This window comes from Lentzea californiensis, assembly GCF_024648825.1.
Taxonomy (GTDB): domain Bacteria; phylum Actinomycetota; class Actinomycetes; order Mycobacteriales; family Pseudonocardiaceae; genus Lentzea; species Lentzea californiensis.
Map to the genome: position 1 here is coordinate 54,576 of NZ_JANBBE010000012.1, position 25,183 is coordinate 79,758.

General features: G+C 69.4%; 19 protein-coding genes. 13 read left to right on the top strand and 6 right to left on the bottom strand.

Annotation, left to right across the window (positions count from 1 at the left end; translation table 11 throughout):
• Positions 1 to 26: 26 nt before the first annotated feature.
• The 4 genes from LX88_RS33760 to LX88_RS33775 all read left to right on the top strand — a co-directional run bounded on the left by LX88_RS33760 (position 27) and on the right by LX88_RS33775 (position 5,949).
• Entirely contained in the window at positions 27 to 1,244 is a 1,218-nt protein-coding gene (locus LX88_RS33760) for a bifunctional glycosyltransferase family 2/GtrA family protein (protein WP_258951842.1), read from the top strand.
• Complete coding sequence (locus tag LX88_RS33765; RefSeq protein WP_258951843.1) at positions 1,241 to 3,190, top strand: ArnT family glycosyltransferase; 1,950 nt, start codon at positions 1,241 to 1,243, stop codon at positions 3,188 to 3,190. Before LX88_RS33760 ends, LX88_RS33765 begins: the two co-directional genes overlap by 4 nt.
• A 538-nt stretch (positions 3,191 to 3,728) precedes the next feature.
• Positions 3,729 to 5,039: a DUF2252 domain-containing protein gene (locus LX88_RS33770; RefSeq protein WP_258951844.1), complete on the top strand. Its 1,311-nt coding sequence runs from the start codon at positions 3,729 to 3,731 to the stop codon at positions 5,037 to 5,039.
• A gap of 46 nt (positions 5,040 to 5,085) precedes the next feature.
• Positions 5,086 to 5,949, top strand: coding sequence for a Scr1 family TA system antitoxin-like transcriptional regulator (locus tag LX88_RS33775; RefSeq protein ID WP_258951845.1), 864 nt, complete (start codon positions 5,086 to 5,088; stop codon positions 5,947 to 5,949).
• Positions 5,950 to 6,044: 95 nt separating this feature from the next.
• On the opposite strand, the gene LX88_RS33780 is transcribed toward LX88_RS33775, so the two are convergent.
• Together LX88_RS33780 and LX88_RS33785 are read right to left on the bottom strand one after the other, a co-directional pair.
• Positions 6,045 to 6,206, bottom strand: coding sequence for a hypothetical protein (locus LX88_RS33780; protein ID WP_258951846.1), 162 nt, complete (start codon positions 6,204 to 6,206; stop codon positions 6,045 to 6,047).
• 107 nt (positions 6,207 to 6,313) lie between these two features.
• Positions 6,314 to 9,295 (bottom strand): AfsR/SARP family transcriptional regulator, encoded by a 2,982-nt coding sequence (locus LX88_RS33785; protein WP_258951847.1) that lies wholly within the window; start codon positions 9,293 to 9,295, stop codon positions 6,314 to 6,316.
• 234 nt (positions 9,296 to 9,529) lie between these two features.
• On the opposite strand from LX88_RS33785, the gene LX88_RS33790 reads away from it, so the two are divergent.
• Complete coding sequence (locus LX88_RS33790) at positions 9,530 to 10,651, top strand: hypothetical protein (protein ID WP_258951848.1); 1,122 nt, start codon at positions 9,530 to 9,532, stop codon at positions 10,649 to 10,651.
• A gap of 103 nt (positions 10,652 to 10,754) precedes the next feature.
• Here the strand turns inward: LX88_RS33790 and LX88_RS33795 are convergent, their stop codons facing one another.
• Both LX88_RS33795 and LX88_RS33800 read right to left on the bottom strand, forming a co-directional pair.
• Positions 10,755 to 12,773: a tetratricopeptide repeat protein gene (locus tag LX88_RS33795; RefSeq protein ID WP_258951849.1), complete on the bottom strand. Its 2,019-nt coding sequence runs from the start codon at positions 12,771 to 12,773 to the stop codon at positions 10,755 to 10,757.
• A gap of 219 nt (positions 12,774 to 12,992) precedes the next feature.
• Positions 12,993 to 13,802 (bottom strand): GGDEF domain-containing protein, encoded by an 810-nt coding sequence (locus tag LX88_RS33800; protein ID WP_258951850.1) that lies wholly within the window; start codon positions 13,800 to 13,802, stop codon positions 12,993 to 12,995.
• Between the two features lie 335 nt (positions 13,803 to 14,137).
• On the opposite strand from LX88_RS33800, the gene LX88_RS33805 reads away from it, so the two are divergent.
• The 4 genes from LX88_RS33805 to LX88_RS33820 all read left to right on the top strand — a co-directional run bounded on the left by LX88_RS33805 (position 14,138) and on the right by LX88_RS33820 (position 18,041).
• Positions 14,138 to 14,845, top strand: coding sequence for a hypothetical protein (locus tag LX88_RS33805; protein WP_258951851.1), 708 nt, complete (start codon positions 14,138 to 14,140; stop codon positions 14,843 to 14,845).
• 64 nt (positions 14,846 to 14,909) lie between these two features.
• The gene (locus LX88_RS33810) at positions 14,910 to 15,467 is read left to right on the top strand and encodes a hypothetical protein (protein WP_258951852.1); all 558 of its coding nucleotides are present in this window, start codon (positions 14,910 to 14,912) and stop codon (positions 15,465 to 15,467) included.
• A complete protein-coding gene (locus tag LX88_RS33815) occupies positions 15,454 to 16,671 on the top strand; it encodes an MAB_1171c family putative transporter (protein ID WP_258951853.1) in 1,218 nt (405 codons plus the stop codon). The genes LX88_RS33810 and LX88_RS33815 overlap by 14 nt, the downstream gene beginning before the upstream one ends.
• A 2-nt stretch (positions 16,672 to 16,673) precedes the next feature.
• Positions 16,674 to 18,041 carry an FAD-dependent oxidoreductase gene (locus LX88_RS33820; protein WP_258951854.1) on the top strand — a complete coding sequence of 456 codons (1,368 nt, stop codon included), beginning with the start codon at positions 16,674 to 16,676 and terminating at the stop codon, positions 18,039 to 18,041.
• Between the two features lie 131 nt (positions 18,042 to 18,172).
• On the opposite strand, the gene LX88_RS33825 is transcribed toward LX88_RS33820, so the two are convergent.
• Positions 18,173 to 18,646 (bottom strand): VOC family protein, encoded by a 474-nt coding sequence (locus tag LX88_RS33825; RefSeq protein WP_258951855.1) that lies wholly within the window; start codon positions 18,644 to 18,646, stop codon positions 18,173 to 18,175.
• 82 nt (positions 18,647 to 18,728) lie between these two features.
• On the opposite strand from LX88_RS33825, the gene LX88_RS33830 reads away from it, so the two are divergent.
• The gene (locus LX88_RS33830; RefSeq protein ID WP_258951856.1) at positions 18,729 to 19,682 is read left to right on the top strand and encodes a helix-turn-helix transcriptional regulator; all 954 of its coding nucleotides are present in this window, start codon (positions 18,729 to 18,731) and stop codon (positions 19,680 to 19,682) included.
• 76 nt (positions 19,683 to 19,758) lie between these two features.
• Here LX88_RS33830 and LX88_RS33835 read toward each other — a convergent pair whose 3' ends face one another.
• A complete protein-coding gene (locus LX88_RS33835) occupies positions 19,759 to 20,238 on the bottom strand; it encodes a DUF4262 domain-containing protein (protein ID WP_258951857.1) in 480 nt (159 codons plus the stop codon).
• A gap of 280 nt (positions 20,239 to 20,518) precedes the next feature.
• On the opposite strand from LX88_RS33835, the gene LX88_RS33840 reads away from it, so the two are divergent.
• The 3 genes from LX88_RS33840 to LX88_RS33850 all read left to right on the top strand — a co-directional run bounded on the left by LX88_RS33840 (position 20,519) and on the right by LX88_RS33850 (position 25,180).
• Positions 20,519 to 23,563, top strand: coding sequence for a TIR domain-containing protein (locus tag LX88_RS33840; protein ID WP_258951858.1), 3,045 nt, complete (start codon positions 20,519 to 20,521; stop codon positions 23,561 to 23,563).
• 119 nt (positions 23,564 to 23,682) lie between these two features.
• The gene (locus tag LX88_RS33845) at positions 23,683 to 24,156 is read left to right on the top strand and encodes an RNA polymerase sigma factor (RefSeq protein WP_258951859.1); all 474 of its coding nucleotides are present in this window, start codon (positions 23,683 to 23,685) and stop codon (positions 24,154 to 24,156) included.
• Positions 24,149 to 25,180: an NsdA family TPR-like regulatory protein gene (locus LX88_RS33850; protein WP_258951860.1), complete on the top strand. Its 1,032-nt coding sequence runs from the start codon at positions 24,149 to 24,151 to the stop codon at positions 25,178 to 25,180. The genes LX88_RS33845 and LX88_RS33850 overlap by 8 nt, the downstream gene beginning before the upstream one ends.
• The last annotated feature ends 3 nt before the right edge of the window (positions 25,181 to 25,183 follow it).

The following is a 25,183-nucleotide window of genomic DNA, read 5'->3' on the forward strand; positions in this document are numbered from 1 at the left end:
TGTGTCCACAGTGGAACGGAGAAGACATGGCGGTGAGCACCGCACAGGCCACGGGGACGGTGGACATCATGATCCCGGTCTACAACGAGGAACGCGCGCTGCCCGGCTGCGTGGAGGTGCTGCACGGGTTCCTGAGCGAGCAGTTCCCGTTCGACTGGTCGATCGTGGTCGTCGACAACGCGAGCACGGACGGCACGCTCGCGGTCGCGGAGCAACTGGCCGGGAAGTACGAACGGGTGCGCGTGCACCACCTCGACCGCAAGGGCCGCGGGCTGGCGCTCAGGGAGTCGTGGGGTGCCAGCGAGGCGGCGGTCGTCGTCTACATGGACGTGGACCTGTCGACGGGACTGGACGGCTTGCTGCCGTTGGTCGCGCCGCTGCTCAACGGGCACTCGGACCTCGCGATCGGCTCGCGGCTCGCGCCGGGTTCGCGCACGGTGCGAGGGCCGCGAAGAGAGCTGGTGTCGCGGGCCTACAACGCGTTGATCAGGCTGACGCACGGCGCTCGGTTCAGCGATGCGCAGTGCGGTTTCAAGGCGGCGCGCACCGAGGTCGTCCGGCCGTTGCTCGGCCAGGCGCGCGACGAGGCGTGGTTCTTCGACACCGAACTGCTGCTCCTGGCCGAGCACAACGGTCTGCGCGTGCACGAGGTGCCGGTCGACTGGGTCGAGGACGTGGACAGCCGGGTCGACGTGGTCGGCACCGCGATCGACGACATCAAGGGGTTGGTCCGCATCGCTCGTGCGAAGGCCAACGGCACGGCTCGCGTGAGCGGGTTGCCGCGACGGCCTCAGCCCCGTGCCATCCACCCGGACGCCGTGCTGAGCCGCAGCGAGGGCGGGCTTTCCTGGCAGGTGCTGTCGTTCGCGGTGATCGGAGTGATCTCCACGCTCGCGAACCTGGCGCTGTACGGCGTCTTCCGGCTGTGGTGGCCGCTGCTGGTGGCGAACCTGGCCGCGTTGGTGATCACCACGTTGTTCAACACGGAGGCCAACCGGCGCTTCACCTTCACGGCCCGCAACACCGCCCGCGGCAGGACACATCTGCAGGGCTTGGTGGTGTTCGGGCTCTACTACGCGTTCACGTCGGCCGCGTTGCTCGTGCTGCACGCGGTCGCGTCCACCCCGTCCCGTGCGCTGGAGCTGGTGGTGCTGCTCGGCTCGTCGGCCCTGGGCACGGTGGGACGTTTCTTCCTGTTGCGGAGCTGGGTGTTCCGCCGCAGCGACCGAGAGGACCAGGCATGACCGCCACTGCCGATGTGACGACCACGGCCGGCGAACCGATCACCGCGCGTCCCTCCCGCCGGCCCGTCTGGGCTCTCGCGGCGATCTGCGTGGTGGCCGGTGCGCTGTACGGGTGGGCGATCGGCGCGGGACAGGTCGGCAACCCCTACTACGCGGCGGCGGCGAAGTCGATGACGACGTCGTTCGGCAACTTCCTGTTCGGCTCGTTCGACCCGGCCGGGGTGGTGACCGTCGACAAGCCGCCGATGTCGCTGTGGCCCCAGGCCGCGGCCGTGTGGATCTTCGGGTTCCACGGGTGGGCGGTGTTGCTGCCGCAGGTGGCCGAGGGTGTCGCGGCGGTGTTCCTGCTGCACCGCACCGTCCGGCTGTGGGCGGACGAGAACGTGGCGCTGCTCGCGGCGTTGATCTTCGCGCTGACGCCGATCACCGTGGCGATCAACCGCGACAACAACCCGGACACGTTGCTGGTGCTGCTGCTCGTCGCCGCCGCCTACGCCTTCACGCGGTCGGTCAAGGCCGCGGAGAGCCGGCCGCGGACGAAGTGGTTGCTGTGGTGCGCCTTCTTCATCGGCTGTGGGTTCCTGACCAAGATGCTGCAGGCCTGGATCGTCGTGCCGGGGTTCGCCCTGGCCTACCTGGTGGGGACTTCCGCGCCCGTCCGGCGCCGGATCCTCGACCTGCTGGCCGCCGGTGGGGTGCTGGTGGTGTCGTCGTTCTGGTGGGTGGCGCTGCACGCCTGGTGGCCGGGCTCCAAGCCGTACATCGGGGGCAGCACGGATGGAGGCGCGTGGGACCTGGTCATCGGCTACAACGGCCTTGGCCGGGTGTTCGGCGGGAGCGGCAACCGGGGTGGCGGCGGCCAGGCGCCCGAGATGGAGTTCGCCGGTCCCCGAGGCGGCATGATGTTCGGCGGGCAGCCCGGCATCACCAGGATGTTCGACTCCTCGGTGGGCGGCCAGATCTCGTGGTTGCTGCCGTTGTGCCTGCTGGTGCTGTTCGTGGTGGCGGTGGCGGGTGTGCTGCGGTGGCGCCGCGGGATCCCGGCCGACCCGGCCGAACGCGCGGGCTGGTTCATGTGGGGCGGCTGGCTGCTGGTCACGGCCGCCGTCTTCAGCCTCGCGCAGGGCATCTTCCACCCGTACTACACGACGATGCTCGCGCCGCCCGTCGCCGCGATCAGCGCTGCCGGGCTGGCGATGTTCTGGCGTGCCAGGAGCTTCGTCCGGTTCCTGCTGCCGCTGTCGGTCGCGATCACCGCGGCCTGGGCGATCGTCGTGGTGTCCCGCGACCCGTCGTTCCACGGCTGGACCAGGTGGGTGGCGCTCGGCGCCGCCGCGGTGGCGATCGCGGTGCTGCTGGCGGGTCTGCGCCGGACCGGCCTGGCGGCGGCGCTGGTGGCGGTGCTGCTGACACCTGCCGTGTGGTCGGTGGCGACCGCGGCCACGGGTGGTTCGGGCGGTGTGATGCCCGCTGCCGGCCCGAGCGGACCTGCGGGCGGCTTCGAGATCTTCGCGGGCGGACAGCCACCACCCGGCGTTGGCCGGCAACCGATGCGGGGTGGCCCTCCCGGTGGCGGCCGAGGTGAGCTCACCGACGAGCAGAAGAGGATCCTCAGCTACGTCGAGGAGAACGGCGGTGGCGCGGAGATCACGCTGGCGGTCGCCGGTTCCGCGCAGATGGCGTCGCCGTACATCATGGGCTCGGACGAGGTCGTGATCGGCATGGGCGGGTTCTCCGGCTCGGACGACGCGCCGTCGGTCGGACAGCTGCAGTCGTGGGTCACCGAGGGCAGGCTCAAGTTCGTGCTGGGCGTTGAGATGGGTGGCCGCGGTCCTGGCGGCCGCACTGACAACGGCCGCCAGGAGTGGATCGCCGCGCACTGCTCCACAGTGGACCCGAACGCCTACGGTGGCGGGTCCGCGCAACTGCTGGAGTGCCACGCGTGACGGTCAGGGCACGAGCGCCCAGGCCTGCTGCGCACTGGCTTTGCAGAAGGCGAGCCACCGGCTCTGGGTGGTGATCACGCCGTCATGTCCGGCACGGGCGAGGGCGGTGGAGGAGTTCTGCTGCGTCTGAGGGCCCCAGTCGCCGTCGATGCCGGTCGAGATGCCCCGGACGTACTGGCAGGCGGCCTGGACGAAGTAGGTCTGGGTCGCCGAGCCGGTGGTGGAGCTGGAGTCGCCGCTGAGCCCGCCACACCCGCGGCGAGAACGCTCCGGCGAGACATCGATCCGTTCATGCCCGGCAGTCTTGCGCCGGGCATGAACGCGATCCCTAGTCCTGAGGCCAGTCTTCGGTCTCGGCCTCCTCGTCGGCCTGCCGCGCCTCCTCGAGCACGCGACGCACCTGCTCCTCGCTCGCACCGAACATGAAGCACATGCCTGCGACGGTAGGCGCGTCGATCCGCGAGAGCTTCTCGATTCCTGCTCGCTCTTTTGCGCGCGTCCGGCTTCTCCCGCGGACTTCCGCGTGCTGTCATGCACCATGACAGATCGCGGCGACCGCATCGTGAGCGTGCTGGAGGAGGCCTTCGCCGGCCTGATGGCAGCCGACCCCGCCGCGTTCCGGCACAAGTTCCGCAAAATGGCGGCCGAACCGTTCACGTTCTACCGCGGCAGCGCGTGCCTGTTCTACGCCGACATGGCCGAGCTGCCCGACGAGTGGGCCGACGAACACACCGGCCGCATTTGGATCCAGGGCGACCTGCACGCGCAGAACTTCGGCACGTACATGGACTCCGAGGGCACGCTGGTGTTCGACGTCAACGACTTCGACGAGGCCTACCTGGGCTCGTTCACGTGGGACCTCCGCCGCTTCGCCGCCTCGATGGCGTTGCTCGGCTGGCGCAAGGCCCTGCCGGACAGCGCGATCGCCGACCTGATCAGCACCTACGTCACCGCGTACGTCGCCCAGGTCCGCTCGTTCGCCGAACACCCGGACGACGAGCTCTTCAGCCTGCGCCTCGACAGCACCGAGGGCGCGCTGCACCGCGTCCTGCAACGGGCCCGCCTGGCCACCCGGATCGGCCTGCTGGACGAGAAGACCACGATCGTCGACTACGAACGCCGCTTCCGCCGCGACCGCGAGGGCATCCACGAACTCTCCGAGGACGTCCTCGAGACAGTCGCCCGCGCCTTCGCGTCCTACCTGAACACCATCCCCACCGGCAAACGGGCGTCGAGCCGCACCTACGCCGTGAAGGACGTGGTGGGCCGCAGCGGTTTCGGCATCGGCTCAGCAGGCCTGCACGCCTACAACATCCTGGTCGAGGGCCGCTCCCAGGCGTTGGAGAACGACGTCGTGCTGTCCATGAAGCAGGCCAACGTCGCCGCGCCCAGCCGCATCGTCCCCGACGCCAGGATCCGCGAGTACTTCACCGACCACGGCCACCGCACCGCCGTCTCGCAGCGAGCCCTGCAGGCCCACGCCGACCCGTGGCTGGGCCACACCGAGATCGACGGCGTCGGTTACGTCGTCGCCGAACTCTCCCCGTACGAGGCCGACCTGGACTGGTCGGACCTCACCGAGCCCGCCGACATGCTGCCCGTGCTCGGCTACCTGGGCCGCGCCACCGCGAAGATGCACTGCGTGGCCGACTCGGACTCCGCGCAGACCCTCGTGGACTTCCAGTGCGAGGAGGCGATCGCGACGGCCATCGGGGGCCGGGACGCCGACTTCTGCGAGTCCGTCGTGGCGTTCGCCCTCGACTACGCGCGGCAGACCCGGGAGGACCACCGGCTGTTCGTGGACGCGTTCCGGGACGGCCGCATCAAGGGAGTGGGCTCGACGGCCTAGACCGTTCAGCGGTACGTTTGCGGCCAATCGAACGACAGGAATCCCGATGGCCCGCTCCGACGACGCCCAGCACGACCTCGACGACCTGGGCGCCCTCCTCCGCGTGCACCGCAAGAAGGCCCGGCTCACGGGTGTCGAAGCGGCGCGGCGGGCCGGGTTCACCCAGTCCAAGCTGTCCAAGATCGAGAACGGCGTCCTGCTGCCGAGTCCGGACGACGTGCGTCGCCTCACGACGGCTCTGGACATGGATTCCGTTGCGGCGGCGCACGCGCTTGAGTTGATCGATCGCCTGCAGGACGATCCGGCCGCGCGGCGAATCGTGATACGCCGCGGAGCACTCACCGAGCACACGGCGCTGTTGGCGAAGTTCGGCGACGCCGACTGCGTCGTGGCCGCCGATCCCGCCGTCGTGCCGGACTGGCTGCGCACCCGCGAGTACCTGCTGGCGGCGACCGGTCCGTTGTCCGAGCGCAACATCAGGGCAGCAATGGCGTTGCTGCGCAAGCGGAAGCGGCTGATGGCAACGCCGGGACTGCGGTTCGAGTTCTTCGTGTTCGAGTCGGCACTGGGTACCCACGTCGGTTCCGCGCGGATCATGAGCGACCAGATGCTCGAACTCTCCTCAGTCGGCGAGCGTCATCCGGACGTCGTCGTGCGCGTGATTCTCGGCCGGACCACCGTCACGCCCGCGCTTCTGCACGGCTTCGAGGTTCACGGCGACCAGCAGGTGGTGCTGACGCTGATGCCGGGGATCGTAGTGATCACGTCGGAGGACGACGTGCAGCCGTTCCGGCGGATGGTTGCCGCGCTGCGGGCCTGTGCGCTGAGCAAGGACGCGTCGCGGCGCCGCCTGCGCCACTTCGGGCTGGCCTACCGGTCGAACGCGCTGACGGAGAAGTTCGCGAGTTGATCCCAGGTGGGCGTGCGACCGCCCACCTGGGAAGGCAATCAACCTGAAGCGATTTCGGCTGCCGGAGCGGGGGAACACCCGGCGTCAGGACTAGCTCAGAGCAACGGACCTGACTGCTCGATCATGTTGATCCAGAAACGGCTGGCCACGACCGCTGATAGCGGATTGGTGTAGACCACCGCGACAACAACCGCGAGCATGCCGGACGTGGGCAGCAGGCGGCGCAGGACCTTCTTCAACTGGTTGTACTCCTGCATCTTCGGGGAAATTCCGGGTTCAGCTGGAATCCGGATACTCACAGAGATGAGATGCAGAGTCAAATTCCTACTAACGGGCGACACCCAACAGGTACCCGCTGATTCAATTACCTACCGGTAGTACCACTAGCTTCCGGGCCGCTGCCGAGCTCGAGCACCAGCGACTCGGAGCGAGCGGTCGGCAATGACAACTCAACCTGGAGTTCTCGCAGTTCAGCAGCTATAACTTCTGCGCGTTCCCGATCCAGGTCGGCGAATATGGCGTGCGCGCGCTCCAGCGCCTCGACGGCACCGTCGAACTGCGCCACCCGTTCGAGGATCCCGCTGAGCACGTGCAGCGCCTTCGCCTCGTGAAGCGACGCGCCCGCCCTGCCGCACAGCCTGATCGCCTGGCGGGCATATTGCTTAGCTTCAAACAACCTTCCGTCTTCCAGTTCGATCTCACTGAGAAGGGCGCACACCTCACCAGCGAGGCCGACCGCGTGCAGTCGGGCATACTTGAGGAGTGAGGCCTCAGCGAATCCGCGGGCCTCTGCCGCGTGTTCACGAGCGAAATTCAACGCCCCGAGCAGGTGCAGAACCGTCGCCTCCGACGCCTCGTCGCCCACTTCGCGCGCGAGCGCGAGAGCTTGGTGGTAATAGGACGCGGCGCGCGCGTATTCGAGAGCGTGCTTGTACGCCTCACCTGCGCGATAGAGAAAACCAATCTCCATGCTGCGAGCCTCGGACCCCGACTGGCGCAGCATCAGCAATGCACGTTCATGTGAGTCTATTCCCATGACGATGCTGCCGGTCGCGACCAGAATGCGGGCACCGGTGTGCAGACAGGTGGCGATGGCCAGGCTCTGGTCACCCTCGGCACGGGCGAACCCCAGATGCGCCAGGTGCACATGATGTTCCGCGCGTGCGTACTCCTGCCTGAGCAGATAGGTGAAACCGATCTGGAGCAGCAACGCAGAAGACTCCTCCTCGGCGGACGCACCGAGGAACTTCGCCGCGGCGAGTCCGGCGTGCAGGAGGTTGAGGACCTCCACCGTGTTCCCCTGCCGCAGCCATATCTCACCGACCAACTGCGGGATCGACACGGCATGCTCGTAGTGCCCCGCGTGAAAAGCAAGGCGCACCAAGGCAAGGAGGTTGTGCGCTTCGGCCGAGCACCAGTGATGCGCGGCGGCCACGCTCTCGAACTCGATTGCTCCGGCGTCCTGCTCGCTGTCAGGTGTGGGCACCCTGACCCTCGTCGAGAACATCATCTGGTCCGCGCGCTCGGCCGTCCGGAGGTAGTGCTCCAGCATGCGGAGTTCGAGCGCGCTCCGTTCCTGTTCATCCTCGAGCAGACCCGCGGAGAACTCACGCAGCAGGTCGTGCAGCCTGAAACGGTCCAACTCCCCCGCCTGCTCCAGCAAGTGAGCCTCCGCCAAGGCATCCATCGCCTCGTGGACCCTCCTCCTGGGCAACTCCGCCATCACGGCCGCCAAGCCGACCGTGATGCTCGGCCCCGGATGCGCGCCGATCATCCGGAAGAGCACACCCGCGTCAGAATCCAATGCGCGCAACGACTGCATGAACACCGCTCGTGGACCGTGGGTGGCACCGAGGTCCAGCACACCGCGTTCGCGGAAGTGCTTGACGAACTCGCTCAGCGGCACCGCGGGCCGCGTGGCGATGTGGTTCGCGAGAACCTTCAAGACGATCGGCAGGCCCTGACACACCTTCGTCAACTCGACGAGTTCCACGTGGTCGCGAGCACGCCCTCCGATGCGGTCGACCAGAAGCGCGCCGGCGTCGTCCATGCTGAGGGGGCCGATCGAGATCCGTTGCGGCGCAAGGCGCGCCGACAGTCCGGACAGTCGCGAACGGCTCGTCACGATCACCACACACGACGAGAACAACGGCAGCAACGAGTGGATCTGCGTGGTGTTGCGGACGTTGTCCAGCACCACCAGGACTTTGCGTCCGGACAACACGGACTGCAGCTTCGCCATGCGGTGGTCCGGATTCGCGATGCGGTCCGGCGGAACGCCCAAGCCCTGCAGGAACCGGTCGACGACGAATGACGCATCCACGGTCGCGCTGTCGGAGAAACCCTGCAGGTCCGCGAAAAGCACGCCGCCAGGGACCTGTTGCCGCCGGGTGTGGGACCAGTGCACGGCGAACGCGGTCTTGCCGACACCACCTACGCCGTCGATGACCACCACGCCGGGATTCGCGGCTGCGGTGTCGAGCTCGGTGAACTTCTCCTCGTGGCCGACGAACATCGGCACGTCAAGCGGGAGCTGTTCTGGTATCAGCACGCCCGCGACGCTTTCGCGGTGCCGACTGCCAGCGACGCCGTTCTCCTTCAAGTGGTCGTGGAACTCGCGAAGGTCATCCGCCGCGATGTCGTTGACATCGGCCTTGAAACCCTTGTAGGCGCTGAAGAAGAGCTCAGTGGCCTCCTCGGTGCGGGAGAGCCGGTAGAGGGCCTCCAGGCGCCGCTTCAGCAACGCCGGGTGTTCCTTGTGATCCAGGTCTTCCAGCACTTCCAGGACCTCGGGGTAGTCACCCAGGACCAGGTACTCGCCGCACAGCATGTCGTAGGCGGGCAGCAGGACGTTCAGGCGGATCCGATGCCGCCAGGCGTCGGCCCGTTCGGATCTGAGGTCTTCGAGCAGGCGCTGATCACCCCAGAGGGTGAATGCGCCGCGAATGACGTCCAGCGCCTGTTGATGATCTCCGCGGCGCACCAGGCCTCGCGCACGTTCCAGGCGATCGCGAAACTGGAAGTAGTCCACGGATTTGCGTTCGACGTCGAGCCGATAAGTGCCGTTCGAGACCACCAATTCCACTCGGTCCTGCATGGAATCGAGTGCGCGCCGGATCCGCCAGGAATACGAGTACAGGGTTTGAACGGGGTTCCGCGGGAGGTCACCGTCGTCCGACCAGACCCAGTCTGCCAGCTCCGCCGCAGGTAACGACACTCGAGGCTGTGCCAGCAACGCCCCGAGCATGGCTCTGAGCTTGAGCGGGCCCCACTGCCTGTCGACCGCGTCGCCGACCCGTATTCCCGTCTGTCCCAGAATCATGAATCGCGCATCCACCAGCGCCACCCCTCGAGTCCCCGACCAAAGAGTGTCCTCCCAGTTCAGCATCAATGCAATGCACTCGATCGGCCCAAGATGACAGTTCCGTGACAGTCCATTGACATGCGGACATGAATTGCACCCCCAAGAGGACAAGGGGCTTGATCGGAAACGCGTTGAAGTGCGCGAAGAGTTTCTGACAGCTCGATGAACACTCGGGCCGGGACGGTCTTGGCATTGCTTCGACCGATGGAGGCCGGGATGAACTGGTTCACCACCCCGCTCGGTGCGGGAGGCGCGCACCGGGTGACGGTGCCGGGATGCCGCAAGGTGCTCGTGATCGTGCCCAGCGTGGTGGCGGGTACGCGCCTGCTCGACCTGTTGCCCCTGCTGGACAGCGATTTCCGGGTCCAGACCTACTTCACGCTGCCCGAGCCGGACGCGGCCACCGCGCAGTTCGTCAGTGCGGCCGGTGGATTGGTCATCGGGTGGGAGATGGCTCTGCAGCACGAGTTCGACCTCGTGCTCGCGGCCAGCTACCGGTTCGTCGACCGTGCGCCGGGGCCTGTGCTCGTTCTGCCGCACGGAGCGGGCTCGATGAAGTCACGCCGGCGGGTCCGGTCTGCGGGGCGGGAAGCGCGGCCCGTGCACGGACTCGACAGGCAGATGCTGACGCGCGACGGGAAGGTGCAGGCCGCGGCGATCGTGCTGGCACACGACGACGAACTCGAAGTGCTCGCCGAATCGTGCCCTGAGGCGCTGCCCGCCGCTGTGGTCGCGGGTGACATCTGCCTCGACCGGATGCGGGCCAGTCTGCCGTTCCGCGAGCAGTACCGGCGGGCGCTGGGTGTTCAGCCGGGTGACGCGCTCGTCACGATCAGTTCGACGTGGACCCCGGAGTCGACGTTCTACCAATGTCCTGAGCTGTACCGGGAACTGACCGCCAAGGCACGGGTGGCCGCGGTGCTGCACCCGAACATCTGGGCCGTGCACGGCTCCTGGCAGGTGCGGTCCTGGCTCGCCGACTGCGATGTGGTCGTCGTTCCGCCCGAGGAAGGCTGGCGCGCGGCGATGATCGCGAGCGACGTCGTCATCGGCGACCACGGGTCGACGACGCAGTACGCCGCGGCTGTCGGCGCGCGCATGCTGCTCGCCGCCTGTCCCGATGTGCGTCACGGCAGCCTTGCGCACGCGATCAGGGAGGCGGTTCCGAGGTACACCGGCGACATCTCGCAGGCCGTCGCCGTCCCGGAGTTCGCGGGCCTGATCAGCTCACGCCTCGACCGGTCCGCAGTGATCCTGCGCGCGGCCATGTACCGGCTGCTCGGTATCCCGGAGCCGGCACACGCCGTGCCGGTCTCGCCGGTGCGCCATGGTCGTTGACGAAGGTGTGGTCAGGCACGACGGCGTGTTGCTCGTCCGCGGCGACCGGGCGGCACCGAGGTGGCGGACACTGGCGGACGTGCTGCTGGCCGGACCCGAGCCGTCAGCCGAGATCGCGCTCGCGGTCGCCGGGCTGTTGCTGTCGCGGTACGTCGGGTGTTCGCTCGTCGTGGTGCCGATCCAGCGCCGCGAGCCGGTCCCGGAGGCGGTCGGCGCTGGGATCGAAGGATTCGCCGTAGCAGGCCAGAGCGGAGCGGTAGTGGTCACGAGCGTGCACGAGCTCGCGCTGCCGCTCGGCGATCTCACCCTTGAGCTCGAGGGCATCGGCGACGTGCACCGGTGAACCAGCGTCACGAACGTCGGCGAGCACGCCGTCTGCCAGGCGCGCGGCCTCGTCGTGCCGGTCCGAGTGGAGAAGCGCACGGGAAAGGAACATCCGTGCGCGCGCCTTGTCGACGACGTTGTCGAGGAGCGTCACGCACTCCCTGAGTTCGGTGATCGCCTCGTCGAGGCGGCCCATCTCGACGAGCACCTCACCGACGCGCCGCCGGGCGAGGCCGATGCCGCGGGTCCGCTCGTGGAGGGTCTCCACGTCGACGGCCTCGCGGAAGTACCGGAGCGCGATCTCGAACTCGCCCTTCAACTTGTAGGTGTAGCCGAGCTGCACCAACGCGGTCGCCCTGCTGCCGAGGTCGTGGTCGCCCGCGAGGCCGAGCACGGTCCGGATCTGGGTGGCCGCCTCGTCGAGACGTCCGAGGTTGCGCAACGCGACGGCGAGCTGGTTGCGCAGCCTGGCTTCGGCGGTCCTCTCGCCGCACGACTGCGCGGCACGCACGCCGAGTTCGTGGGTCCACAACCAGTCCGAGTAGTGGTGCCGGCGCTGGAACAGCGCGAACATCGCCTCGGCCAGTTGCCAGACCAGATCCGGCCAGCCGTGGTCGTCGGCGACGCGCAACGACTGCACGAGGTTGTCGCGTTCGTGGTCGAGCCAGTCCAGCGCCTCCGCTCGTGAGGCGAACACGTCCGGATCGGCGGACTTGAAGCGCGGACCGACGCGCGGCCGGCCGGGGATCGCGGCCGAATCCGCGACGACCGCCTTGTCGAGGTAGAACTCCACACCCCGGTGGACCGCCTCCTCGCGTTCGGCGTCGTCCTGCCCGCGCGCGTGGAGGCGCAGGAGGTCGTGGAACCGGAACCGGTCGTCACCGGCTTCGATGAGGAGGTTCTTCTCCACCAGGTCGTCGAGGTCGTCCTCGACCTCACCGACGTCCTCCGCGAGCATCGCCGCCGCGGCCTCCACGCCGAAGCTGATACCCGGATGCCATGACGTCAGGCGGTAGAGCCGGGCCTGACGCGACGGAAGCTCCACATAGGACAGATCGAGCACCGCGCTCACCGACGTGGCGCCGCCGCCGAGGTCCAGACCGGCGAGCCGGCGGTTCTCCGCGCTCAGCTCGTCGACCTCCTTGGCCAGCGTGCGCCGCGGCCGCCGCGACAGCCGTGCACCGATCACCCCGAGTGCGATCGGCATTCCGCCGCACAGCCGCGCGAGCTCCCGTGCCGCGTCGGCCTCCACGGCGAGCCTGGGCTCCCCCACCACCCGCTCCAGGAGCTCGACCGAGTCCCGCAGGTCCATCGGGTCGACCTCGATGAACCGGGCGCCGTCCATGGCGAGCGGGCTGAGCCTCCAGCGGCTGGTCACCACCACCGCACAGCTCGGCGACGCCGGGAGCAGCGGCCTGACCTGTGCCGCGCTGGCGGCGTTGTCCAGCAGGACCGCGAACGACTTGTCGGCGGTCAGCGACCGGAACAGCGCCTGCCGCTGGGCCAGTGTCGGAGGCACCACCTCGACGCCGAGCGCACCGAGGAACCACTCGAGCACGTCGTCGGGCTGCGCGGCTTGCGCGTGGGCGCCCAGATCGACGTACAACTGTCCGTCGGGGAACTGGCCACGCGTGTCGTGCAGCCATCTCAGCGCCAACGAGGTCTTGCCGACACCGCCTGGTCCGCTGACGACGACGAGCAACTGGTGGTCTGCGCGCTCGTGCCACCTGTCGAGCTCGGTCAGCTCGCCCGCCCGGCTGACGAACAGCCTGGGTGCCGGCGGAAGCTGTTGCGGCACAGGTTTTCCAGGTGATCCGGAATGGACGTGCACCGTTCCGATCGATCCGGCCTGCACCACGTTCCCGCAGGAGGCCCCGGACACGGTGTTCTCGACTCTTGCCATCCGGCATCACCCCAGGCCCACGCTACGACTTAGTACGCCTCCAAAACACCCGCTCACCGGCATGCCTCCGCGAATATGACTGATCGGGGCAAGGCACTACACGCAGGTGACGTCCTAGTGGACCAGGCCGTGGTGGCGGTTCGTCCACGCGGCGACGGCCGGCAGCACGTCCGTGATCCACTCGCGGGCGGCGGCCGTGAGTTCGTAGCGGGCCGCGCGGCGGAGTACGAAGCCGTTGTCCTGCAGGCGTTCCAGCGTGAGGATCACCTTCGGGCCGAGGATCGAGAGCAGCTCTTCCGCGTTCTTGGCGCCGTCGGACAGCGTGACGAGGACCTGAGGCAGCTGGTCGCTGCTCATCAGGTCCTGCAACGCGAGCAGGTGGTGCAGGGCCGCGGAGTCCGCCTTGCGCTCGGTGGCGAACGTGCTCGGGTCGTGGAGCTGGACGCGGGCCCGGCCGCCTCGCTTGGCGCGCTGCAGGGCCGCGTCGGTGTCGCGGACCAGGTCGATCAGCGTGTCCTCGGCGGTGGGCACGTGCGACGCGACGCCGATGGACGCCGTCTGGCCGTGCAGGGTGACGTGGTAGCCGTCGTTCGTGGTGATCTCGGTCTGCAGTGCGCGGATGCCGCGCAGGATGCGTTCGGCCACCATGGCCGCTTCTCCGCCCGTGGTGCGGGGCAGCAGCACGAGGAACTCATCGCCACCGTGGCGGCACACGAGGTCCGTCGGGCGAGTGTGAGCGGTCAGCACGGCGGCGACGTCGCTCAGCACCACGTCGCCGGCGGGGTGGCCGTACTCGTCGTTGATCTTCTTGAAGCGGTCGAGGTCGATCATGAGCAGCGCGACCTGTTCCCAGCGGCGCTGGGCGCGGCGGTACGTCGCGGGCGCCTGGTCGTCCCAGCCCCAACGGCCGAGGAGGCCCGTCAAGCGGTCAGTTGCCCACGCGCCAACGGGTTGTGCGCACGAATTACAGCGCGAGGGAGCGCTCTCGTCGTGCAGGCGCAGAGAACCGTGGTCCACCGGTAGCCCCATCCGCACAGTCGCCATGAGTCCCCCCAGACTTCAGCTCTGACCGGCCCGATCTGCCCCTTTCAACTGAGGTGACGTCGTTCGGATCAAACGCGACACATCAGTGCAAGCGGCGGAGTGTGATCATAGGGCTACCGACAGGTGGTTTCAACCCTTGTGATGCCATATGCTCTCTTGGTTCCACAACAGTGGAAAGATCCCCGGGCCCTTGGTCGCTCCAGCGGAGGTGTGGCGTGAGGCCGTTCGCCGAGGTCCTCAACGAGCTGTGCAACAACCCGCCCGACGGCCGGGGCAAGGTCACCAACGTAGCGCTCGCCGCCGCGGTGAAGTCGCGGGGCGGGGACATCGGGCACGGCTACATCTCGCAGCTGCGGCTCGGCGTCAAGGACAACCCGACGTGCCAGGCGATCGTCGACCTCGCCGGCGCACTCGGCGTGCACCCCGCGGCGTTCCTGAACGGTCGCCGTGAGCTGCACACGGCAGAACAGCCCGGTTGGCGCCCCACGGCGTTGAGCACGCTCTTCGAGGCCGTGCACCCGCCGGACCGCGGCCCCTGGTCACCGGAGGAGGTCGCGACCGCGATCAGCTCGTCCGGCCAGTTCGGCAGCATCTCCGCCAGCTACATCCGCGAACTGCTGAGCAACACCAGCGACAACCCGCGGCTCAAGCACATCCTCGGCCTGGCCGACCACTTCGGCGCCGATCCGGCGTACTTCTTCGACGACGACCTGGCGGCACGGGTCGACTCGGAGCTGACGGACTTCCTCGCCCTGCGCGAACTCGGCGTCGTCGAGTTCGTCACCCGTCTGGCCGAACACACCGGCGATCTGTCCCCGCAGGCCAGGGCCGCTGCGGTAGAAGGGTTCCGGCAGGCGCTCGAAGTCGGCGAAGGCTGGTCGTTCCCACTGAACAGCCGCCGTCCGTCCGCGGACCGGACTTGATGACGACGACGGCGTGAAGATCTCTGCTTGGATCGCTGCAGACGACATCGAGAGGAGGCGACGGGTGAACCGCAGGAAACTGCGCAAGCTGGTCGACGAGGTCGCCCGGGACCTCGACCTGCCGCCCGACGCCACGCACCAGGAGGCGAGCCGCCGGGTCTGCGAGCTGATGAGCGAACGGCTCGGGCGTGCTGTCGACGTCCGCTTCGCCGCCATCACGAACGCGGTCTGCCTCAGCGGTGCGACCGCGTTGCTCGAGAACGGCACGTATCTCGTCATCTGCGCCGACTCCCCGTCCTGGTACCACCGCCTGCACGTGCTGCTGCACGAGTTCGCGCACGTGCTGCTCGAGCACCAGCCCGTCGCGCTCACCCGCGACGAGGGCATGCGCAGGCTCGCGCCGCACCTGCTGCCGCGGATGGCGAAGATCATCGCCGGGCGGACGACGCTGACCGAGGACGAGGAGCGCGAGGCCGAGAACCTCGCCGACCACCTGCTGGAAAGGCTGACGGAGCACCGGGTCTGGGCGGACACGGCCACCACCGAGGAGCCCGCGCACGTGCGCCGGGTGGCCGAGTCGCTCGAAGGAAGATCTCGCTGGGTGCGTCGTGGCGATCTTTAACCTGATCTACCTCTCCTGCGGCATCGTCGGTCTGTTCCTCCTCGCGTACAAGATCCGCGCGCTGCGGTCGAGCTGGGGCAGTCCCCGTGTCGTCGCGCTCATCTCGACGGTGTTCTTCTCCGCGTTCGCCCTGCTCTTCGCCGCCCCCGCGAACATCGCCTGGATCAACTGGACGAGCGGCGTGCCGAACTTCGCCGCCCTGCTCGTCTACAGCCTGGTGGTCTGCTTCGCCGGAGCGGCGTTCGCGCTGGTGCTGTACTGGCGGTACCCGGCGGCCCAGGCGTGGCAACGGGTCCGGCTGATCCTCGTCAGCTACAGCACGATCGTCGCGGCGATGGTCGTGCTGTTCTTCAAGTCCGAGGTCGACGAGGAACGCCAGGTCGACTTCGACACCTACTACGCGACGCAGCCGACGATCGCGGTCTTCCTGTTCATCTACCTCGTCGCGACCATGGTCGGCTGCGGCGGTCAGGCCTACCACTGCTGGCAGGGCTCGCGGGACCAGGCGATCTCCGCACGGCCGTGGCTCCGCCTCGGGCTGCGCTGGTACTGCGCCGCGGCGCTGTTCCCCATGGCGTTCGCGGTCATCAAGCTGTTCGTGCTGCTGATGGACTGGGCCGGCGAGCGCAGCTTCGACGTGCTGAGCACGACGGCGCCGCTGATGGCGTCGCTGAGCATGATCCCGCTGGTGATCGCGATGGCGCTGCCGGTCTTCGGGCCGCGCCGCCCGTCGCCCTCGCTGTGGGTGCGGCGCTGGCGCACGTACTTCGCGCTGCGGCCGCTGCACCGCGCACTGGTGCACGTGAACCCCGGCATCGTGCTGGTGGCGCCGGGCAAGTTCCTCAACCCGCACCACCGCGTGCGCCGGCAGATCATCGAGCTCAACGACTGGCGCTGGGCGCTCACGCCGTACTTCGACCTGAGCATCGGCGAGGCCGCGACGTCCCTCGCACGCCAGGCCGCGCTGCCCACCGACGAACTGGCCGCCGTCGTGGAGGCCGCCCAGCTGCGCGCCGCGGGCTCGTCCGACGGCCGCGCGCGGGCACCCGAACGCCGTCCCGCCTCGGTGATCGTCGACGGCACCGACCTCGCCGCCGAGCACGACAGGTGGGTCCGGATCTCGCGTGCGTACCAGCACTCGCCGATCGTCGACGCCGCCGTCGCCGGCGCGGCACGCGTGCAAACAGCAGGGGGAATGGATTAGAGATGGCACCCACACACGCCGTAGTCCTCGGCGGTGGACTCGCGGGCATGCTCACGGCGTCCGTCCTCGTCCGGCACTTCGACGAGGTCACCGTGGTGGAGCGCGACAAGCTGCCGGACGGCCCCTCGCCGCGTTCCGGCGTGCCCCAGGCCCGCCACGCGCACCTGCTGATGTCCGGTGGCGCGCGGGCGATCGAGTCGTTGCTGCCGGGCACGCTGGACGCGCTGTTCGCCGCCGGGGCGCACCGGGTCGGCGTGCCGAACGACCTGGTGTCGCTGAGCGCCCAGGGCTGGGTGCCGCGGTTCCCCGAGATGCAGTTCATCGTCTCGTGCAGCCGCGGGCTGCTGGACTGGGTGGTGCGCAGCCAGGCGTTGCGGGACAACAAGATCTCGGTGCTGACCGGCACCGAACCGGTGTCGCTGCTCGGTGACGAGCAGGCGGTGACCGGGGTGCTGGTCGAGGACCGGATCTCCCGCGAGCAGATCTCGCTGGAGGCCGACCTGGTCGTGGACGCGACCGGGCGCGGCTCCCGGCTGCCCGCCTGGCTGGTGGACTTCGGCCTGCCAGCCGTGCACTCCGAGAGCGTCGACTCCGGACTCGCCTACGCCACGCGGATCTTCCAGGCGCCGCCTACGGCCGCCTCCGGTTTCCCGATCGTCAACGTGCAGGCGAACCCGCGTGATCCCTTCCCAGGTCGCACCGCGACCCTGCTGCCCATCGAGGACGGCAAGTGGCTGGTCACGCTGTCCGGGACGCGCGGCGGCGAGCCGTCGACCGACGAGTCGGAGTTCGTCGCCTTCGCCCGCTCGGTGCGCAACCCGGTCGTGGGCGAGCTGATCGCCGCGGCCGAGCCGCTGTCGCCGGTGTACGGGTCGCACAGCACCGCGAACCGGCGGATGTTCTTCGAGCGCTTGAAGTCGTGGCCGCGCGGCCTGCTGGCGCTGGGCGACTCGGTGGCCACCTACAACCCCGTCTACGGGCACGGCATGTCGGTCGCGGCGCAGAGCGCGCAGGCACTGGACGCCGGTCTCGCGGCCGGGCACTCCGCGCAGCAGGTCCAGCGCGGCATCGGCAAGGTGGTCGACGGGGCCTGGGCGATGGCGACCAACCAGGACATCCTGTACCCCGGCGCGGTCGGGAAGCCGTTGCCGCTGGCCGGCCGGGTGCTGCAGCGCTATGTGGACCGGCTCGTGCGCACGGCGACCACGGAGGCGCCGGTGACGCGGGCGTTCCTGGACGCCTTCACGTTGTCCGCGCCGATGGCGAACCTGGTCAAGCCCAAGATGATCTGGGCGACCCTGCGCGGCCCGCGGTCGGCGGCACCGGAGCCGACGCTGACCGCGGCCGAACGGGACCGGGTCACCGGCTGACGCGTACCGCCTTCAGGCCGCCATCGCTCGCGCCGGCGTGCTGGTGAGCGGTCTCGTCGTTCCGCTGGCGCAGGACCTGGTGCTGCTGCCGCTGTTCGACGCGCCGGACAGCGGACAGGTGGCGGACTGGGTCACGTCTGCGGAGTGAACTCCGCACTCTGCACGTAGGTCATGGCCTCGACGAACTTCGGGTCCGCCATCCTGGCCTCCAACTCGGCCCCGGTGGGCTCGGCGACCCGCTGGTGCAGCCACCACAGGTTGCCGAACGGGTCGGCGAACCTGCTGACCCGGTCTCCCCAGAACAGCTCGGTGGGCTCGGTGACGACCCTGCTGCCTCGTTCCACGGCGCGCTTGAGCGTGGTCGCGTCGTCGGCGACGTAGAGGCGCAGGAACGCGGGCGTGGGCTGCCAGTTCGGCTGGTCGAACAGCATCACGACCGAGTCGCCGATGCGGACCTCGGCGTGGCCGATCTCCGGCGCCTCGCCGACGCGGCCCAGTTCGGTGGCGTCGAACACCTCGGTGATGAAGTCGATCAGCTCTGCCGTCCTGCCTCGGCTGATCAGCCACGGCGTCACGGTGTGGTAGCCCTCGGGCACGATGTTCATCCGGTCTCCCCTTTGCTCGTCAGGACGACCGTATGAGGCATGTAGGACGACATCGGTCCTAGTTCACGGCTAGGTTCGCGGCATGAGTGATGCGGCCCGGTTGTTGCGCCTGCTGTCGTTGCTGCAGACACCGCGCGAGTGGCCCGGTAGCGAACTCGCGGCCCGGCTGGAGGTCACGCCGCGAACGGTGCGGCGCGACATCGACCGGCTGCGCGACCTCGGTTATCCCGTCGAGGCTTCGATGGGCGTGCTCGGCGGGTACCGGCTCGGCGCGGGTGCGGCGATGCCCCCGTTGCTGCTCGACGACGAGGAGGCCGTGGCCATCGCCGTCGGCCTGCGCACCGCCGCCCGGCAACCGGTGGCGGGCATCGCCGAGGCGTCGTTGCGTGCCCTGGCGAAGCTGCAGCAGGTGCTGCCGCCCCGGCTGGCCCGGCGCGTCTCGTCGCTCACGTCGGCCACCGCTCCCGCCCCGGCCTCGTACGCCGCGCTGGTCGACCCCGGTCAGCTGACCGTGATCGCCGGCGCGGTCGCCGCCCGGGAACGGGTGCGGTTCGCCTACGTCGCCAACGAGAACGTGCTGTCGAAACGGCACGTGGAGCCCATTCAGCTGGTAGCGCTCGGCCGGCGCTGGTACCTCCTCGCTTTCGACGTGGACCGTGACGACTGGCGGATCTTCCGGCTGGACCGCGTGTCAGCCGCCCTGGCCACCGGTGCCCGCTTCACACCCCGCGTGCCGCCCGGCGGGGACGCGACGGAGTTCGTGACGCGGAAGATGTACGACTCGGCCCCGACCTTCCGGGCCCGCGCGACCCTGCGGCTGCCCTTGGAACTGGCCAGGGCTCGGCTGGCGGACTTCGCCGGTGACCTGACCGCGGTCGACGACGGTTCGTGCTCCTGGCACAGCGTCGAGGACACGATCGACTACCTCGCGTTCCGCCTGACGCTGCTGGGGTGCGACTTCATGGTGCACGGGCCCGACGAACTGGTGGCACACCTGCGGGGGCTCGGCGAGCGGATCGGCCGGGCGGTGGGCTGAGCCCTGGACTTCACATGGCTGAGGACGTGTCGCCTGGGGGCCACGAGGAAGGCGGTCCCCCGCACCGGGGCGCGGCTCATCCGCCGGGCGACCCCGCTCTCACCCCCAGCACCGGCTGGCCTCCCACCACCCCCTCGTAGGCGCCGTCCCAGGGCCAGCGCCCGGAGTCGTCGGCGTGCACTAGCTGCAAGGCCTCGATGCCCTCGCCGTACAGCCGCGCGGACACCAGCAGGTGGGCCCAGGGGCGCGCCACGCGGACGACCTCCAGCAGGGGGCCGCCCGGCACGGTGAAGCGGTGGCCGGGTGCGGGCAGGCAGCTGTGCACCAGGTGTTCGGCCATGTCGTCGAGCAGGCGGCCCGCTTCCAGGACGGCCATGCCCGTCACGACGAGTTCCGGGAGACCGCGCGGGGTCAGGCCGACGGTGTAGGCCCAGGGTGGATGGGCCCGGTCCCGTTCGATCGCCTGCACGGCCCAGCCCCGCACGTCGATGCAGCGGCGCAGGGTGGCCAGGTGTTCTTCCATGCGGCCGGCGGGGTGGTCGCAGCTCCAGCACATGACGGTCTCCTCGGATCGGTGGTGGATCCAGTGTGCCGAGGAGCACCGACAAGATCGTTTGAGCAGTTCGTTGACAGAAAGTGGACAAACGATCTGTGGGCCGTCTGGATCGTTAACCTGCGACGCACGGAGGATCGTGCATGCGCCAACGAACGCCTTTCACGGCGGCCACGCGCCCGCCGTTGCGATCAGACGGAGCAATGGGCGGGACCACAACCGGCTGCGCCGGCCGTCAACCGACCACAAAGGACAGTGCAGGCGCTCGGAGCTGCGGGAACTGATGCACTTCGAACCAGGCACCCCACTCGCGGACGCGGTCAAGGCCGCCAGGTCCGCCGCACTGCGCGGCAACGTCCTCGGCGTCGACCTCGCCTACGCGAAGGCAGCGAAGATCAGCCCGGCCGTCGCCCACGACCACTGCGCGACCCTGCTCAACCTCGGTGCCGTCGCGAAGGCCGCGCAGCGCTGCGACGAGTACCTGAGCACCGGCAACGACACCACCCTGAGGATCCTGCGGGCCCAGATCCGCAGTGCCGCAACGGATCACGTCGCCGCCGAACGGGACGTCCGCGAGCTGCGGAAGCTGAAACTCACCGAACTCGAACAGGCGAGGCTCGCGAGAGTCGCCGCGCTGGCCGCCGCGGACCGCTACGACTACCCCACCGCGGAAAGCGAGCTCGACGCCGCCGAACGCCACTTCCGCCGCGCCGGCCGGCCAGAGCACCTGGAGCACGTCGGCAGGGACCGGCTGCTGCTGGACGTGCGCAGGGGCACCCGCGTCTCGAAGCTCCGCGACCGCACTCCCCGCACGCCGGCCGAGTACCTGCAACGCGCCGCCGCGCTGCGGCGCGAGGTCCGGTACGAGGAAGCGCTGGCGTTGATGACGAGGTGCGCCACCAGCTACCAGATCGAACCCGCGCTGCGGTTCGCCGTCCTGTACGAGCTGACCGTGCTGCTCGTCATGACCAGGCAGGCGGGCACGGCCCGCAGGCTCTTCCCGCTACTGGCCGCCGCGGCCGGTCCCGAGGTGATCTCGCAGCTCCCCGACGCCACCCACACGCTCAGGCCGGAACGCCGGCTCACGCACGTGCGCCGCCTGATCGCCCGGGACGAGCTGCTCGAGGCAGAAGGCATGCTGGGCGAGGGGAACTCGCCGCTGTGGCACCTGACCGCCGCCGAGCTCGCCTACGCGCAGGGCCGGCTCGAACAGGCCGCGCGGCACTTCGAGATCGCGAGCCGGGCCGGCCACGCCGAACTGACCGCGCTGGCGTTGCGCAAGCTCGGTGACACGTTCGCCGACGCGGGCCATGAGGACATGGCCGCCCGGCACTGGGCCGAGTCGCACCGCGTCGAGGAGGACCTCGCCGACCACCGGGACAGCCCCAGCGTCAAGCTCCGGATGCTGCGTGCGGCCCCCGACGTGCGCGACGGTCGCGTGCGCGCCGCAGCTCGCCGGGCCCGGCGAGACGGCCGCAAAGCGCTGGCGGGACTGGTGGTCGCCGTCGAGGCGGCCCGAGCCGGACCGGGTCCCACCGGACAGCGCGAGCTCCCGGGTTTCGCCGACCTGCCAGCCGCCAGGCGCTGGCTCGCCGGGACGACGAGGCACCTGCCGAAGGACCAGGTCGTGTGGATGATGCACGCGACGCCGGACCAGCTCCACCACGTGCTCGTCGGCCGCAAGGTCACGCACGTGACGACCGCCGTCCACATCGGCGACCTCACCGACACGATCCGCCGGTTGAAGTCCTGGAAACCCAAGTACGACAAAGCGATCCTCGGCGCGTTGCTCGCCGAGCTGGCAGGCCTGATCGGACTGCGGGACGTCGTCGCGGCCCTGCCGCCCAAGGCGACCAGGCTCGTCGTCGTGGCGGGCGGAGTCCTCGCGGACGTCCCGCTGGCCGGCCTGCCCGTCCCCGGCACGAACCTCTTCCTCGGCATGACCCACGCGCTGTCCAGCCTGCCGTGCCTGTCCGCGCTGCGGCCCAGACAACGCGGCGCCCGCAGGCAGAGGGGCGAAGAGGCGGTGATCTGCAAGGAAGCCTCGCAGCTGCGGCGGACGCTCGGAGAAGGCCGCTCCCAACGCATCCGCATCGACGCCCAGGCCGCGCACGACCGCATGAACCTCGATCAGTCGTGGCTGCAGTTCGCCGACGAGCGGGTGTCCGTGGAAACGCTGGGAGACATGGACTTCAGCGCGTGCGGCACGGTCGTGCTCGGCGCCTGCGAGTCCGGCGTGGTCCGCGCGGTCACGTCCGCGGGGGCGGGCGCGGTCGTCGCCGCCCGCTGGCAGGCGGAGGAAACGGCCGCACGGCAGGTGCTCGACGCGTTCGGCCGCCACCTGGCGAAGCTCCCCCGAGATCGCGCCCTGCAGCACGCGCTGGTCGAAGTCGCCGATCGGCACCCGGCGGACTGGGCGTGCTGGTCCCTGCACGGCGACGCGGGCTTCCAGACCTCAGCGGGCCCGCTGCGCAGAAGACTCAGGAAGAACGGAGACCCCGTGCCGCTCGAAACCCGTCCCAAGGTGTTCCTGTCGTTCGCCGGAAAGGACCGTGCGCACGCCGAGCAACTCCGTGCCGAACTGGAGTCCCGCAACGTCAACGCCTACCTGGCCGAGGACGAGATCGCTCCCGGTGACAACGCTGCCACCGCCATCGACGAGGCACTGGCCACCTCCGACTACCACGTCCTGCTGTGGTCGGCGAACACCCCGCGGCGCGAGCCGGCGGTGGAGTGGACGGCGGCGTTCACCCGGGAGATGACGCGCCGCCGCGCGTTCCTGTTCATCGTGCGGCTGGACGAGGAACCGCTGCCGCCCCGCCTCGCGCCCCGCAAGCACATCGACCTAGTGGACGCCGCGGACCGCCTCGTCGCCACCTGGCGCTCCGACCGCAAGTCGGAGCTTCCCGTGTTCCCGCAACCGGTCCCGCCGAAGCCGGACGGCCCGACCGTCGCGATCTCGGTGCGCAGCCACGACCTCGGCACGACGCACGTCGTGATGACCCCGCTGCACCTCACCGGCGCCTCGTTGTACCGGTCGGTGTTCGACGCGATGCAGCTGCCGACCGAGCAGATCACGTTCGACGGCACGATCGGGATGCGGTTCTCCTACGAGTTGTACCAGCAGAACGAACCGATTCCCGACGACGAGTCCGTTGTGGAACTGGCGTCGGACGTCGTGGACATCGCCGTGCGCGTCGAGTCGTTCGGCGGGCGCGGCTCCCCCGGCAACCGGGAGTACCGCCAGGACGACGAGCTGAACGAAGGCTTGGACGTCGACCAACAACGAATGCTGCTGGTCGCCGCCTTCCGCCACCTTCTCCCGTAGGCCCTCCGAACGGGTGAATTCCCTTCCCCCTGTCAGCCTTCGCTGGTTTCAACGCCTGTAACCGGTGAAGGTCGCCCCAGGGCGGTCAACGACATGTGCGGACGCTGAAGGGAAGGCCGTTGAGCGCACCGGATCTGGGCTTCGCGGAGTTCTTCCGCGAGTGCCTGCCCGTGGTCACCAGGACGCTGACGGCTCTGAGCAGCGACACTCGCGCGGTCGAGGACATCGCGCAGGACGCCATGCTGATCGCACAGCACCGATGGAGCGACATCCACGCGTACGACAAGCCCGAGGCGTGGGTGCTCAAGGTCGCCATACGGCTGATGCGGCGCTGGCAGCAGCGGTACGAACGCGAAACGCCGCTGGCCGAGGTGCCCGAGGTCGTTCAGCAGGCGCACGACGTGGAAGCGCTGCACGCGGCGTTGCGCGAACTCTCCCCCAGGCACCGCGAGACCGTGGCGCTGCACCACCTGCTCGGCTACTCGGTCAGCGAGATCGCCGCGGTGCTCGTGGTCGGCGAGTCCACCGTGCGCACGCACCTCACCCGCGGCCGTGCCGAGCTGCGGCGGATCCTCGGAGGCAGTGATGAGTGAGCTGCTGGCCCAGTTCGAGCTCGACGACGCCGTCGAGCGGCAGTACCGCCTGGGAGAGGCCGCGGAACGCGCCGGTCGCCTGCGCGAGGCAGCCGTGCACTTCCGGGTCGCCGCCGACCAACGCCTCGGTGACGCCGCCGTGCGGCTGGCACACGTCCTGTTCGCACTCGGCGAGGAAACCGAGGCCGCGCAGTGGTGCACGGCCGCCGTGGCGGACGGGTTCCCCGAGGCCGAGGAGCTGGCCAGGGAGAACTCCCAGGCGCGGCAACGGTTCCTGGAGCACGCCGCCCGGATCACGGTCGGCGCGCCCACGTTCGACTGGCTGCCGCCCGCGATGCCGTCCCGCCGCATCTCGGCCGATGCGATCGCGGCGCGCACCCAGGCGTTGCGGACGCTGGACCAGCGTTACGGCGGCATCGCCTGCCACAGCACGGTTCTGGAGCACCTCGCCGCCGTCGAACCGATGATCGTCGTGGACGAGACCTCGTGGACCGCAGTCGCCGAGGTCCACGAACTGGCGGGCTGGACCGCGTTCGACAGCGGTCAGCCCGGCACGGCCCTGCCGCACTTCGCGAAGGCGCTGACGCTGGCGCGGCAGGCGGAGAACGAGGCGCTCATCGCTTCCGTGCTGACCCGCGCGGGCCGGATGTTCCTGCACCACAACGCACCCGACGACGCGCTGAAGGCGTTCCAGCTCGGTTTCGTGGCGGCGCACAACGCCTGGGCCGACCGGCGCGCGTTGAACGATCCCGCGCAGGCCATTGCCTCTCTGGCCGCAAAGGTGAGCACATGTGGCGAAGGCCGGGCACGCACCCTGACGTTGACGGCGCTGGCCCGCAACCACCTCGCTCTGGGCGACCTCCCCGCGGCGACCGAATTCGCGGAGGAAGCCGTGGAGTCGGCCAGGAACCTCCGTTCGGCACGCGCGGAGGACCACCTGCGCTGGCTCGACCAGGAAGCCCGGGCAGCCGGCGCGTTCCTGCTGGCAGAGCAGATCTCGGCCCGTTTCGCGCGTTCTGGATGACGC

Excerpts from the sequence above, each read along its gene's own strand:
- LX88_RS33760 (WP_258951842.1), top strand. The coding sequence starts at position 27 with ATGGCGGTGAGCACCGCACAGGCCACGGGGACGGTGGACATCATGATC.
- LX88_RS33765 (WP_258951843.1), top strand. The coding sequence starts at position 1,241 with ATGACCGCCACTGCCGATGTGACGACCACGGCCGGCGAACCGATCACC.
- LX88_RS33770 (WP_258951844.1), top strand. The coding sequence starts at position 3,729 with ATGACAGATCGCGGCGACCGCATCGTGAGCGTGCTGGAGGAGGCCTTC.
- LX88_RS33775 (WP_258951845.1), top strand. The coding sequence starts at position 5,086 with ATGGCCCGCTCCGACGACGCCCAGCACGACCTCGACGACCTGGGCGCC.
- LX88_RS33780 (WP_258951846.1), bottom strand. The coding sequence starts at position 6,206 with ATGCAGGAGTACAACCAGTTGAAGAAGGTCCTGCGCCGCCTGCTGCCC.
- LX88_RS33790 (WP_258951848.1), top strand. The coding sequence starts at position 9,530 with ATGAACTGGTTCACCACCCCGCTCGGTGCGGGAGGCGCGCACCGGGTG.
- LX88_RS33820 (WP_258951854.1), top strand. The coding sequence starts at position 16,674 with ATGGCACCCACACACGCCGTAGTCCTCGGCGGTGGACTCGCGGGCATG.
- LX88_RS33825 (WP_258951855.1), bottom strand. The coding sequence starts at position 18,646 with ATGAACATCGTGCCCGAGGGCTACCACACCGTGACGCCGTGGCTGATC.
- LX88_RS33830 (WP_258951856.1), top strand. The coding sequence starts at position 18,729 with ATGAGTGATGCGGCCCGGTTGTTGCGCCTGCTGTCGTTGCTGCAGACA.
- LX88_RS33835 (WP_258951857.1), bottom strand. The coding sequence starts at position 20,238 with ATGTGCTGGAGCTGCGACCACCCCGCCGGCCGCATGGAAGAACACCTG.
- LX88_RS33840 (WP_258951858.1), top strand. The coding sequence starts at position 20,519 with ATGCACTTCGAACCAGGCACCCCACTCGCGGACGCGGTCAAGGCCGCC.
- LX88_RS33850 (WP_258951860.1), top strand. The coding sequence starts at position 24,149 with ATGAGTGAGCTGCTGGCCCAGTTCGAGCTCGACGACGCCGTCGAGCGG.